Genomic DNA, 12,929 nt, shown 5'->3' on the forward strand with positions numbered 1-12,929 from the left:
AACTAAACGTTTAACCATGAAACGGGTGAGTATTTTTGTCTAACATGAAAGATGTCGCAAAACTTGCCGGCGTCTCTATAGCGACGGTTTCCAACGTACTTTCCGGCAAAAAATATGTGAGTCCCAAATTACGCGAGAAAGTGCTGGAGTCAATAGATAATCTTCAATACAGGCCAAGTAAGATCGCCAGGAGTCTCAAAATAAAGAAATCTTTCCTGGTGGGTCTCATGGTTCCAGACATAACAAATCCGTATTTTGCGGAAATAGCCAGGGGCGTGGAAAACGTAGCCCTAGAACACGATTATCAGATGTTCCTCTGTAACAGCGATGGAGAAAAGGCTAGAGAAGAAGAGACACTCAATTCCTTTCACAGTCATGGGGTAGATGGAGTGATAAATGTCGCTCCAAGAATGGAAGAGACTGTTCTTGCCGAGCTTTCCAACGGTATGCCCATGGTGATACTCGACCGGCACCTGTCTATTGAGAATCCACTCATAGATATCATCTATACCAACAACTTCAAGGGTTCGGCACAACTGGCAAGGCATTTTTTAGAGAACGGCCACCGCAGGTTCGCCTGCATCGCCGGTCCCAAAGAAGTGCCGACGGCCGTCAGGAGATTGCAAGGGTTTTGCAACGAACTTGAGAAGTTCGGTATAGGAAAAGAAGAGATAGCCATTTATTACGCCTCTTTCAAATATGAAGACGGCTACAATACCATGAGATTGATTATAGAGCAAAAGCCCCGTCCCACAGCCGTTTTCGCCGGTAACGACATGATGGCCTGGGGTGCCATAGAAGCGGCGAAAGAAAGAGGGTTGAGGGTCCCTGAAGATATCGCGGTGGCCGGTTTCGATAACGTGCTTTACTCGTCGCTGGTTGTTCCCGCGATGACTACCGTAAACCAGCTGAAATTCGAAGCCGGGCAAACTGCTATGAGACTTTTACTGGAGAAGATACAGAAAAAATCCAGACGGGAGAGCGTATTTACGAGAAAGATAGAACTAGATTCAAATCTAATAGTGAGGGAATCGACCCTTAGCAGAAGAATACCGGAGGTGAACCAATGAAAACGAAAGGAATACTGCACAACGATCTTTCCAGAGAAGTTGCGAGGCTCGGTCATGGAGACATGCTGGTAATAACCGACAGGGGCTTCCCCTTCCCCAGACATGAAAACACCGTTTGCATCGATGTATCGGTGGGCAGGAATTTACCCCGCTTCGTAGATGTCGTGAAGGTGGTTCTGGAGGAGCTGGAGATCGAAAAGGTGATAATCGCGAACGAAACAAAGACTGTGAGCCCCCATATCTACGCCGAGCTCAAAGAAGTGATTTCGAAGGTGAAAAACAAGGGAAACGATATCGTTGAAGAAAATATCCCCCATCCGGAATTCAAGGATCTGGTGCTGAACGGGGCACTTCAAGGCAAGGAAGTTAAAGTCTTCGTCAAAACGGGTGAGTTCACACCTTACGCCAACATTATACTGGTTTCCGGAGTGGATTTCTGACCTTTCCAGTATCAGACAATTGAACGTTTTGATTATCGCGGTTGTAGTTAAACGTTTATCTGACATGTCCGTTGATTTATGTATTAGGCCGGGAGGTGGAATAGTATGAGCGACAGGAAGGGAGTACTGACCGAAATCTTCAAAGTAAATAAACCAATTATTGGAATGGTCCATCTCAGACCCTTGCCAGGTTCTCCCGGCTACGATCCGTCGATCATGGGAATGAAGGAGATAACCAGAATCGCTCTCGAGGAGGCGCGGATACTTGAGGACAACGGCGTTGACGGAGTGCAGGTCGAAAACATATGGGACTTTCCTTACCTGAAGGGAGAAAGGATCGGTCCGGAAACTGCCTCGGCCCTTGGGGTTGTTGCCGCCAGAGTTGGGGAGGCTGTCGGGATTCCCGTCGGGGTGGACTGCCATCTCAATGGGGGTAGGATAGCTCTTGCGGCGGCCATCGCTTCGGGTGCCAGATGGATAAGAGTCTTCGAATGGGTGAACGCTTACATCTCGCATGCCGGGCTCACCGAAGGAATAGGTGGGGAGTTGGCCAGGTACAGGCACTCGCTCAGGGCCGACGACATCAAATTCATGTGCGACGTCAACGTAAAGCACGGAAGCCATTTCATCGTATCCGACAGGACAATCGAAGAACAGGCGCAAGATGCAGAGTCGGAGGGAGCGGAGATTCTTATCGTCACGGGATTTGAAACCGGAAAGGCTCCAACTCCTGAAAAGGTGAAGAGGTTCTCGGAAAGTGTGAAAGTACCGGTGATAATTGGCAGCGGGCTGACGGAGGATAATGCCTCAGAACTCCTATCTTTCGCCGACGGTGCGATAGTAGGAAGTTTTTTTAAAGAGGAAAACAACTGGAAGAATCCCGTGGATGGTAAGAGAGTCGGGAGTTTCATGAAAAAGATTCGTTCTCTGAGAAGGGAGCTTTCGGATGATTGACTTCAAATTCAATGGCGAGATACTCTGCATAGGCAGTATAAACATGGATCTGGTGATGGTGATGGACCATCTTCCCGAACCGGGCGAGACTGTGGTGACGGACAACTTCAACACCTATCCCGGAGGAAAGGGTGGAAACCAGGCAGTTACGGCCGCTGTGCAGGGTGCGAAGGTAACGATGTTTTCAAAACTGGGAGGCGACGGTTTCAGCAAGGAGTTGCTGGAGAAGATGGCTTCCAGGGGCGTCGATACATCCAGGATACTTATGGACAGAGAAAAAACAGCCGGTATCGCAATTATACGTGTGGATAGCAAAGGCCAGAACTCGATATCCTTCACTCCCGGGAGTAATGCCTTTCTGATGCCTGGGGATATACTCGAAAACTCGGACCTCTTCGTGCCCGGCAGGATCCTGCTCCTGACAATGGAGATAAATCTTGAGAGCATATACCATGCCATAAGACTGGCGGGCCAGCATGGTATGTTCGTGATCGTCGATCCGGCACCGGCGCCTTCCAGACCTTTCCCTGCCGATATTCCGCCCCTCGTGGATGTAATCAAGCCGAACGAGTCCGAGGCCAGAACAATAACCGGAGTCGAGATAAAAAACAAGGCCGATGCAAAAGTCGCGATAGAGAGATTGAAGAAGATGGGTTTCAAACTGCCGGTGATAACATTAGGAGATAAAGGCTTGGTAGCCTGCATCGAAGACAGAATCGTGGAGTTTCCACCCTTGAGTGTGGAATGTATCGACACGACGGCGGCAGGCGACGTGTTTTCAGGGACTCTTGCTGCCTCGCTCGCACAGGGCTGTTCGATCGAGAGGTCGCTTGAGCTTGCCAACTGTGCCGGAGCATTGAGCACTACGATTGCGGGAGCCCAGACTTCGATACCGTCCCCTGAGAGAGTAAGGCAATTCATGGATAAGCGGATGTGATAAGGGTGGCTGGAACAGTACTTAAGCTTGAAGAGATAAATAAATCCTTTGGAGGAATCCATGCACTCAAGAACGTTCAGTTCGAACTCTTCGAGGGCGAAGTTCATGCCCTACTGGGCGAGAACGGTGCGGGAAAATCGACGCTCATAAAAATCCTGACCGGCGTCCATAGGATGGATTCTGGAAAGATCCTGATTCACGGAAAGAACATCGTGATAGAAGATCCGGTCGATGCACGCCAGAAAGGAATCGGAGCTATCTACCAGGAACTCAGCCTAATCGACAGTTTAACTGTGGCCGAGAATATCTTTCTGGGGCACGAACCGGTCGGTAATTTCTTCGGCAACCTCAAGAAGAAGGAACTTACCAGAAGGGCTCTGGAGTATCTCAACACCTTCGGCATAGAAATAGCTCCGGAAACGCCGGTATCGGACCTCGGACTGGGACAGAAGAGGATCGTGGAAATAGTGAAGGCACTCTCGATAAACGCCAACATACTTCTTCTGGACGAGCCGACAACAGGTATGAGCAAAGCCGAGATCGATACTCTTTTCTCCATAATGGACGACCTGAAGAGGAAGAAAGTCACCATGATCTATATCTCTCACTATCTGGATGAAGTCTTCAGGGTCTGCGACAGGGCAACCGTTTTGAGGGACGGTGAAAACGCCGGCGTCTTCAAAATCGGGGAGGTAGATCTCAAAACCCTGATCAGGGCCATGCTGGGCAGAACCTTGAAAGAGGAGTTCCCCAGACGAAACGGCTTTCCCGGCCGGGAGACAGTGCTTGAAGCCAGTGAGTTCCAGAGCGAAGGCATGGCCGCACCGGTTTCTTTCAAGCTTCATAGAGGCGAAATACTTGGAATCACCGGGATCATAGGTTCGGGCAAGAGCGAGCTGGCATTAGGTCTGTTCGGAGTCGATCGAAAGGTGGCGGGCGAGATAAAGGTGAAGGAGGAAAAGACGGCGATAGCATCGCCTAGCGACGCTAAAAAGCGTGGTATCTCATTTGTGCCGGAAGACAGAAAGGTTCAGGGTCTATTCTTGAGGCTACCCGTCGAGCACAATATCACTATCGCCAATCTGGCGCTCTCCATGAAGCGGGGAGTCATTTCCTACAAAAGGCGCTACGAGATCGCCAGAGAAACGGCCGAAAAGCTTAAAGTTACACCTTTGGATGTAAAAATGCCTGTGCAGAACCTTTCCGGTGGAAATCAGCAAAAGGTGGTTATTGGGAAGTGGCTTTGTGGAGCGACCGATATCTTCATACTCGATGAGCCGACCCGTGGAATAGATATCGGTGCGAAGACGGAAATATATTCTCTGATAAACTCCCTGGCCGACAACGGCGCAGGAATACTGATAATGTCCTCGGAGTTCAGAGAGATGAGCGGAGTATGCGACAGGGTGCTGATAATGCGTAAAGGAAGCGTGGTTTCAGAACTTGCCGGTGAGGAACTTACAACGGAGAAAATACTTACAGTAGCGCTTGGAGGTTGAATGCGTATGGATAAGAAAATTGAAATCGGGGAGAGAAAGAATGTGAACTGGGCGAAGATCAAGAAACTCCTGAAAGGCGAGCTGGGATTGATACTTATACTCGTAGCCTTGATGGCAGTCTTCTCTTTCCTGTCTCCCTATTTCTTTACCTCGAAGAATCTACTGAATATCACCCGGCAGGTTTCGATAACGCTAATAGTCGCTATAGGCATGACCTTCGTGATCCTCACCGGAGAGATAGATCTCTCGGTAGGTTCGGCAGCGGCGCTTGTCGGAGTTACAACGGCAGTAGTTTTGAAAGCGTCAGGCAATCTGGGTCTGGCTATGACGGCCGGTCTCGTCATGGGGGCGGGAATTGGAATCGTTAACGGAATTCTAACAGTTTACGGCAGGGTCCAATCGTTCATCGTAACGCTCGCGATGCTGGGCGTGGCAAGAGGTACGGCCCTTGTCTGGACCGGCGGGAAACCGATCTCGAAGTTACCCGTAGATTTCGGAATCATGGGCGCTGGATACCTGGGAGTCGTTCCGGTATCATCCATCATTGCCGCCGGAATCTTCATATTGGCGTTTTTCGTTCTGAACAGAACTAAGCACGGTGTCTATATGAAATCGATAGGAGCAAACCGCGAAGCGGCTAGGCTGTCGGCCATCCCTGTCAAGCGTTACAGAGTTCTCGCCTTTGTTATATCTGGCGTGATGAGCGCTTTGGGAGGTATATTGATCACTTCCAGACTCCTCTCGGCTCAGCCCACCGCTGGCGAGGGTCTTGAACTTAACGTAATCGCTGCTGTTATTCTGGGTGGCGCTTCCCTGTCCGGGGGTATAGGAACGGTTCTCGGTACGCTTCTGGGTACTATGGTGATCGGTGTAATTGATAACGGAATGAATCTAGTTGGCGTATCGTCGTTCTTTCAGCAGATCGTAAAAGGTGTAATTATCCTTGTTGCAGTACTGGCAAAACGCAGTGACTGATCACTAGAAAAGAAAAGGAGGGGTAACATGAAGAAGGTAATTCTTTTAGTTCTGATGGTGGGATTGTTGGCACTAACAGGCATGGCGGTAAAGACTATCGGCTTTGCCGTCTCTACCCTGGCAAATCCTTTCTTCGTAACCATGAAGGAGGGCGGGGAAGCGAAGGCCGCCGAACTCGGACTGGGCTTCGTAGTTCTGGATGCGCAGGACTCTCCGGAGAAGCAGTTCTCTCAGGTCCAGGATCTGATAATTAGAAAAGTTGATGTCCTCATAATCAACCCCGTTGATTCCGATGCAATAGTTCCGGCCGTTCTCGAGGCCAATGCGGCAGGCATACCCGTTATTACTGTCACCAGACCGTCCAACGGTGGAGTTGTCGCACAGCACTTGGATATCGACAACAAAGAGGCTGGAATGCTGGCCGCAGTTGCAATGGCTAACGCTCTTAACGGGAAGGGAAGGGTCGCCATTCTCGAGGGAATTCCCGGCGCACCGTCGGCTGCCGATAGGCAGCAGGGATTTTTAAATGAACTCAAGAAATACCCGGATATCCAGGTTGTAGCATCCCTTACAGCGAATTACTCGAGAGAACAGGGTGCGACTGTCGCAGAGGATATCCTTCAGGGTAACCCCGTACTCAACGGCATTTACGGCCACAACGACGAAATGGCTCTCGGTGCGGTGAGAGCTGCAATAGCGGCCGGCAGACTTTCTGAGTTGAAGATCGTGGGAATCGATGCCACCGACGATGCTCTGGCTGCAATCAAAGCCGGAGAAATGGTCGCCACAGTTCAGCAGCAGCCCGCATTACAGATGGCTATGGCCGTCGTGGCGGCACAGAGGATAATCAACGGAGCGACCGTCGAGCCTAAGGTCATAATTCCACTCAAGCTTATCACCATCGAAGAACTAAAATAATTCAGGGTTAACCTAAACGGGCGTCTTTAAGGGCGCCCGTTTTTTGTGTGGTGTATCAGGTTTTATTGTCTTTGCGCCGTCCAGTTATGGGGTCCCGAAACGTAAGTGCCGTTGTCGTAAGCGATGGCCGTTCCGTGCATAGAATTTCTGCTGAACTTGCCGGTGAAATGAACGGTCCTTTCTCCCGAGGTGCTCGTGAAAATGAACGTTATATTGTCCGAAGAAATAGTTCCGGCCACCGACCCTATGCTTCCAAACTTAAGTATGGGAACTGGAGGTGGTATTATGACAGGGGTAAGATCACACACAAAGAGATGGGAATGGCACGCCATTTTTTGCCAAGAGGCATAAGAAACGGGGAGAATCATGAAGTTTTCTAGGTCTATTTTAATCGCGAAGCTGAAATGGCATAGAAAATGAGATAGTATTATACTGAAAATCAGCGAGGTTCAAAAATCAGAAGTAGAACACTAACTTAAGATAGGAAAAAGGGGGAAGTTCTGTGCAGCAGTTATTTTCAAACTTTGCGATACCCATAGGCAATCTGGTCATGTTCGCCATCGGGGGAATCCTGATCTACCTGGCCATAAAAAAAGATTACGAGCCTATGCTTCTCCTTCCGATCGGATTCGGTGCCATCCTCACTAATATTCCCGGTTCTTCAGCCATAGGAGAGCACGGAGTGCTGACGATTCTCTACGAGGCGGGAATCGCGAACGAACTCTTCCCCGCGCTGATATTCATCGGCATCGGCGCCATGATTGACTTCACCCCGCTTCTCCAGAAACCGATCATGTTCTTCTACGGAGCGGCGGCCCAGCTGGGCATTTTCCTGACGATAATAGTGGCCGCGATCCTTGGATTCGATATAAGAGAGGCCATCTCGATAGGCATAATCGGAACGGCCGACGGCCCGACATCAATCTATGTAGCCAGCAGACTGGCACCACACATGCTTGGTCCCATTTCGGTAGCCGCTTATTCGTATATGGCGCTCGTGCCTGTGGTACAGAGGCCGATAATCAGATTAATGACCACGAAAGATGAGAGAAGGATCAGGATGGACAACAGGGCCGAGAAAGTGCCGAAATATGTGAAAATACTTTTCCCCATTTTCGTCACGATTCTAGCCGGTATAGTTGCCCCGGTGAGCGTTGCGCTGATTGGAATGCTTATGTTCGGAAATTTGATCCGCGAGTGCGGAGTCCTAAACAAACTGAGCAACGCGGCTCAAAACGAGCTTTCCAACCTAATAACTCTCTTTCTGGGTATAACGATAGGTTCCACGATGACCTCACAGGCCTTTCTTAACACGAGGACGCTCCTTATTCTCGCAATGGGACTGGTTGCATTCATTCTCGATACAATGGGCGGAATAGCCTTTGCCAAGATATTCAACCTCTTCCGTAAGCAAAAGATCAACCCCATGATTGGGGCGGCCGGAATCTCGGCCTTTCCCATGTCGGCACGCGTTGTTCATAAGCTCGGCCTGGAAGAAGATCCTAACAACTTCCTCATTATGTACGCCACCGGAGCTAACGTTGCAGGGCAGATAGGTTCAGTTCTCGCTGGAAGCATCGTTCTGGCTCTCTTCATCTGAGTGCAGTCGGAAGGAGGGATTGGCATGAGTGAAGCGGTATCCAAGAGTCTTGCGATATTCGTCGAGGGGTATCCGACGACTTTTCTCATCACTGTCGCGTTTTTCATAATGATAAAATTGCTTGTCTGGACTTCTTCAAGGAAAAAGAAAACCGACTAATAGGGCAGAAGCCTACCTGGAAACAGGGGCTTTCCCGGGCCAGAATTGTTGCCGTTGATCTATCTGTCACACAATGTTTCGTGAAGCGAACGAACATCTCCCGTCCGGTTTGTACATAATTCATCAATAAGCTGTGTCCGCATACGGACGGTTTTCTTTGCCGGGGTGATAGATTGTGGGAAAGATCCTGAGCGAAAACGGTAAGGCCTTGTTCGCGTATGTGCTCGTCTGTTTCTTCTGGGGTTCGACGTATCTGGCGATAAAGATCGGCGTTCAGGATATGCCCCCGATGTTCTTCGCCAGCGTCAGGTTTATCGTTGCCGGCGGTCTTATGCTCCTCTTCTCAAAGATCAGAAGTTTGACCTTCCCCTCGAGTTTCAAAGAAGTCGCACTACTTTCGACAGTCGGCCTCTTCATGCTTCTGGGCGGCAACGGCCTGGTAGTCTTCGCAGAACAGTGGGTCGATTCGGGTGTGGCCTCGTTGATGATCGCCACCGTTCCGATATTCGTAGCGATTCTCGAACACTTCTTCATAAAGGGGACGAAACTTACCCTAAAAAGCGTTTTCGGTCTCCTGCTGGGCTTTCTCGGAGTTTATTTCCTGTTGCATCCATCTGGAGACTCGAGTTCAATAAACCTCGAAGGTGTTGCGGTGCTTCTTGCTGCAAGCTTCCTCTGGTCGTCAGGAACGGTGCTTTCCAAGAAAGTCAGGGGCAACGGCTCGATCGTGGTCAAAATTGGAATACAGATGTTTGCAGGTGGAATCGGACTGACAATAACCTCCCTGATCTCCGGAGAGTTGTCTAGGGTGAGATTCACCACAAACTCTTTGTATGCTATCGTGTATCTCATAGTCTTCGGCTCTTTGATAGGCTACAGCAGTTATATTTACCTGCTTCAAAAGTGGCCCGCGACAAGGGCCGGTACCTACGCCTATGTCAATCCCATAGTCGCGGTAACCCTCGGAGCGCTTTTACTCGGAGAGCGCGTGACTTTTCTGATGATGATCTCCATGGCGGCCATACTGGTGGGAGTCATCATCGTACAGAGATCGAAAATCAGAGTCGATTAAGTAGACGGCGACAGCTATTTAACGTACGGGACTTCGGGAAGTGCGCGGATAACCGTGTTATCGACAGATACGGGCAGTACAGAAGAATATATTGATCGGACTGTGCCCGGTGATAACTTTGACATTGAACATTCCGACATTCATTTAAGAGAGTTGCGGAAAGAGAGAATGCTTTCCGACGCGCCTTTTTTGATCTGGAGATAACGCTGAAGAAAAGACTCGCCGGCGGTCCGTTTTACTTCGATTAATCTGTTCTCATACCTCTTATCTATCCATGTCCCGCACGCGCATGCGATCATTGCGAACGGTTACTGTATAATTGAATTGTGATTCTTCTATTTGCACCGGAACAAGATATATCAAAATCCGATCGTGGCGTGTTGTAGATTTCTTCGCCACGCAGTTTTCCGGGGTGTCGTATGAGGTTTGCAGGATTCGCCATATTGTTCTTTGTGACCTTCCTGCTTTTTGTAATTACTCTTCTTTCTTCTTTTGGTTATGAGCCTATAATGGTGCCTCTCCTCGTTCTTGTGATTACGGGATTTGTGATCGAAAGTGTGAGAGTATTGTTTTCGGGAAAGACCACTCCCACTGATCGCTCGCATTTTCTGAAGACTATGGTCGCGGTTATGGTAGGAGCCATAGGTGCCTACATCATGAACTGTTTTCTCTCTATCAGTGCGATTATGTCAGCAAGTCTAGTGGGGCTGATCGCAGTTGCGGTCACGAAGAAGTTCGCCGTTGAGGTTTATTGCGGTGCTTTTGTAGGTATGGTTTCGCCTCAGGTTCTGCATGATTTCACCCACACGATATTCGCCGGGCTTATCGCCGGTCTGGTTTTCTATCTAGCTAGAGATATTTTCAACGGTTACGGAGGAAAACTCGGAACGATAGCCTGCAGCAGCTGGATCATAATGACGGCCATTTCAAGCGTTAAGTTGCTGGATACTCAGGTGGAGATCCGCCACTCCGGATTGAGTATTATGCTTTACAGTCTGGGATCGGCTCTGTTGACGTATATGCTCAGTGTTCGTCTTAAAAATGGTCCCGTGCTGGCCTCCGGCGTTGTGAGTCTTGCAGGGGCAGTGATTCTTCCGGCCGTTCACGGCGTGAGCGCCGGTTTGTTGACCGGAGTGGTGATGGCTGCATCCTTTGCAGGAATGTCTTCTAAGGAGAAGATGAGGAACGAACTGGAGATCTTGCTGAGCGGAGCTCTGCTGGGAATAATCTTTATATATAGCGCGAACCATTTCAACGGAGCGGGAGGAAGGCTGGGAACGCTGGCTTTCGGAAGCGTCGTCAGTGCCAGAGGAATTATCTTTCTAATACAAAAGGCCACCCGAAGGTGGCCTCTGCTGGGCAATTAGAGCTTAAGCTTATCTGGGTATCAGCACTGCATCAATCACGTGTATGACGCCATTCCTGGTCAGGATATCTCTGCTGATTATATTAACGTTATTTATGGTCAGCGTACCGTCCAGGTTTATCTTTACGGGTTTGCCATTGAGCGTAAAGAGCGATTGCGCTATCTTAAGCTCTGAGAATAGATATTCGCCACCTATTACGTGGTAGGTGAGGATCGACTTCAGCTTTTCGGTGTCTTTCAGGAGTCCGTCTATGGTTTCCTGACCAAGTTTGGCAAAGGCTTCGTCGGTCGGGGCAAAGACTGTCAAGAGGCCTCCATCAGAAAGCGCCTCTCCGAGACCGGCAGTTTTCAAAGCTGTGAGAAGGGTTTTGAACTGTCCGGCCTGTTCTGCGGCCTCAACGATCGAAGGCAGACCGCTCCTCCATTCGCGTGGTATCATCACGTGGTCTATCACATGGATCACACCATTTCCAGTGTCGATATCGCCTATCGTGATAATTGTGTTGTCAATGCCAAATCCGGCTTCGTTGATTTTTACGTTTAACAGCTCTCCGTGAAGCGAGCGCAATCCATTTTCATTGATCAAGTCAGCCATCATGTACTCACCCTGCACGACATGGTAGAGAAGCACTGCCTTGAGCCATTGCGGTTCGTTGAAGAGAGCTTCTCTGGTCTCGGCAGGAACTCTGGCGAAGGCGATATCGCTCGGAGCGAAGAGGGTGTACGGACCGCCGCTCTTGAGCGTGTCCACCAGGCTGGACTTTTCGAGGGCGAGAACCAGCGTTTCGAGGATACCGGAATCTCTAGCCACCTGTACCAGGTTGGCCTCTTCTCTGGGGATCATAACGGTATCGATAATATGTATCACACCGTTGGAGGCTTTTATATCCTTAACCGTAACTGCGGCTCCATCGATTTTCAAGCCACCGCGCGTATCTATCGCCAAAGACTGTCCGTGCAATGTTTGAATGGCCGGATAAAGCACTAGGCTCTCAGAAGAGTATTCGCCGGATACCACATGATAGAGAAGAACAGATCTTAATTTCGAGACATTATCCAGAAGGTCTTTGATCGTACCTGCGGGAAGCTTTTCGAAGGCTTCGTCGGTCGGGGCAAAGACAGTGAAGGGGCCACTTCCTTTCAAAACGTCTGTCAGGCCTGCCGTCTCTATGGCCGCGACCAGCGTCTTGAAATTACCGGACTCGACGGCTATATCTACTATATTCTTCTGGGAAAAAGCTACCAGGCTTACGAGGGCAAAGAGAATCAAGATCATTGTTTTCTTCATCTTGCACACCTCCTCATGGTTTCTGTTCAGTGATATTCTACAACGATTGTACCGGTTTATTTGAGATGCGAAAAGTCTGGTGCCGATTCATATGACTCTTCCATAGAGCAGGACTCAATGAAAGAGGCGAGCCTCCGCTGGCCCGCCTCTCTTTTGAGTGTGACTGTATCTGTTACTTCTTTGGGGTTTCTTTTTTTGGCTCTTTCTTTACTTCTTTCTTTACATCTTTCTTGCCCGGCATCCTGGCCACCTCTTTTTGTCGCGGCTCATGTCCGCTCCATGAGAATTCTAGCATTATAATCGAACATGCAAATCCTGCGGTATCATCTTTCAAGGCAATCTCAGGAAACTACGAGCGATTAATGAATAATAGAGTCGAAAATGATATATTTATTCTCTATAAATCCCGCGTGCTAGTTAAGTTTTTCGATTATAACTTTTCTAAATTTCCCTTTTATTCTATAAGCTTTATTTGGAAAGGGATAAAGGTTCCAATTAACCATGAAATTTTACCTGAGAAATTTATTTAAACAAGAAAATATAGAATAGTTAGCTGTCTATCGAAGTATCAGACATCGCCTTTGATTGTGGCTTTGCTTTTCTGCCTTTCGTAACCTGTTCATAAGTGAAAATGACGGGTTACATCCATAA

At 49.1% G+C, this 12,929-nt stretch carries 14 protein-coding genes; 11 read left to right on the top strand and 3 right to left on the bottom strand.

What is annotated here, in order from left to right:
* Positions 1–44 precede the first annotated feature (44 nt).
* The 7 genes from MESINF_RS07720 (at position 45) to MESINF_RS07750 (ending at position 6,793) form a co-directional block, all read left to right on the top strand.
* Positions 45–1,070 (top strand): LacI family DNA-binding transcriptional regulator, encoded by a 1,026-nt coding sequence (locus MESINF_RS07720; protein WP_231936913.1) that lies wholly within the window; start codon positions 45–47, stop codon positions 1,068–1,070.
* Positions 1,067–1,510 carry a D-ribose pyranase gene (rbsD, locus tag MESINF_RS07725; RefSeq protein WP_169699282.1) on the top strand — a complete coding sequence of 148 codons (444 nt, stop codon included), beginning with the start codon at positions 1,067–1,069 and terminating at the stop codon, positions 1,508–1,510. The genes MESINF_RS07720 and rbsD overlap by 4 nt, the downstream gene beginning before the upstream one ends.
* A gap of 105 nt (positions 1,511–1,615) precedes the next feature.
* Positions 1,616–2,464, top strand: a complete 849-nt coding sequence (locus MESINF_RS07730; protein WP_169699283.1) for a BtpA/SgcQ family protein — start codon at positions 1,616–1,618, stop codon at positions 2,462–2,464.
* Positions 2,457–3,401 (top strand): ribokinase, encoded by a 945-nt coding sequence (locus tag MESINF_RS07735; protein WP_169699284.1) that lies wholly within the window; start codon positions 2,457–2,459, stop codon positions 3,399–3,401. Before MESINF_RS07730 ends, MESINF_RS07735 begins: the two co-directional genes overlap by 8 nt.
* A gap of 5 nt (positions 3,402–3,406) precedes the next feature.
* Positions 3,407–4,900 carry a sugar ABC transporter ATP-binding protein gene (locus MESINF_RS07740; protein WP_169699285.1) on the top strand — a complete coding sequence of 498 codons (1,494 nt, stop codon included), beginning with the start codon at positions 3,407–3,409 and terminating at the stop codon, positions 4,898–4,900.
* A gap of 6 nt (positions 4,901–4,906) precedes the next feature.
* Positions 4,907–5,875, top strand: coding sequence for an ABC transporter permease (locus MESINF_RS07745; RefSeq protein ID WP_169699286.1), 969 nt, complete (start codon positions 4,907–4,909; stop codon positions 5,873–5,875).
* A 27-nt stretch (positions 5,876–5,902) separates the two neighbouring features.
* Positions 5,903–6,793 carry a substrate-binding domain-containing protein gene (locus MESINF_RS07750; RefSeq protein WP_169699287.1) on the top strand — a complete coding sequence of 297 codons (891 nt, stop codon included), beginning with the start codon at positions 5,903–5,905 and terminating at the stop codon, positions 6,791–6,793.
* Positions 6,794–6,855: 62 nt separating this feature from the next.
* Here the strand turns inward: MESINF_RS07750 and MESINF_RS07755 are convergent, their stop codons facing one another.
* Positions 6,856–7,032, bottom strand: coding sequence for a hypothetical protein (locus MESINF_RS07755; RefSeq protein WP_169699288.1), 177 nt, complete (start codon positions 7,030–7,032; stop codon positions 6,856–6,858).
* 311 nt (positions 7,033–7,343) lie between these two features.
* Between MESINF_RS07755 and MESINF_RS07760 the strand changes: the two genes are divergently transcribed.
* From MESINF_RS07760 to MESINF_RS07770, 4 genes are all read left to right on the top strand, one after another.
* Entirely contained in the window at positions 7,344–8,393 is a 1,050-nt protein-coding gene (locus MESINF_RS07760) for a sodium ion-translocating decarboxylase subunit beta (RefSeq protein ID WP_169700943.1), read from the top strand.
* Between the two features lie 24 nt (positions 8,394–8,417).
* Positions 8,418–8,552 (top strand): hypothetical protein, encoded by a 135-nt coding sequence (locus MESINF_RS13735; protein WP_269460642.1) that lies wholly within the window; start codon positions 8,418–8,420, stop codon positions 8,550–8,552.
* Between the two features lie 175 nt (positions 8,553–8,727).
* Complete coding sequence (locus tag MESINF_RS07765) at positions 8,728–9,624, top strand: EamA family transporter (RefSeq protein ID WP_231936673.1); 897 nt, start codon at positions 8,728–8,730, stop codon at positions 9,622–9,624.
* Between the two features lie 419 nt (positions 9,625–10,043).
* Positions 10,044–10,991, top strand: a complete 948-nt coding sequence (locus MESINF_RS07770; RefSeq protein ID WP_169699289.1) for a hypothetical protein — start codon at positions 10,044–10,046, stop codon at positions 10,989–10,991.
* Between the two features lie 9 nt (positions 10,992–11,000).
* On the opposite strand, the gene MESINF_RS07775 is transcribed toward MESINF_RS07770, so the two are convergent.
* Positions 11,001–12,278 carry a fasciclin domain-containing protein gene (locus MESINF_RS07775; RefSeq protein WP_169699290.1) on the bottom strand — a complete coding sequence of 426 codons (1,278 nt, stop codon included), beginning with the start codon at positions 12,276–12,278 and terminating at the stop codon, positions 11,001–11,003.
* A 172-nt stretch (positions 12,279–12,450) separates the two neighbouring features.
* Positions 12,451–12,612, bottom strand: coding sequence for a hypothetical protein (locus MESINF_RS07780; protein WP_169699291.1), 162 nt, complete (start codon positions 12,610–12,612; stop codon positions 12,451–12,453).
* Between the last annotated feature and the right edge of the window lie 317 nt (positions 12,613–12,929).

It is taken from the genome of Mesotoga infera, assembly GCF_900157305.1.
GTDB lineage: Bacteria > Thermotogota > Thermotogae > Petrotogales > Kosmotogaceae > Mesotoga > Mesotoga infera.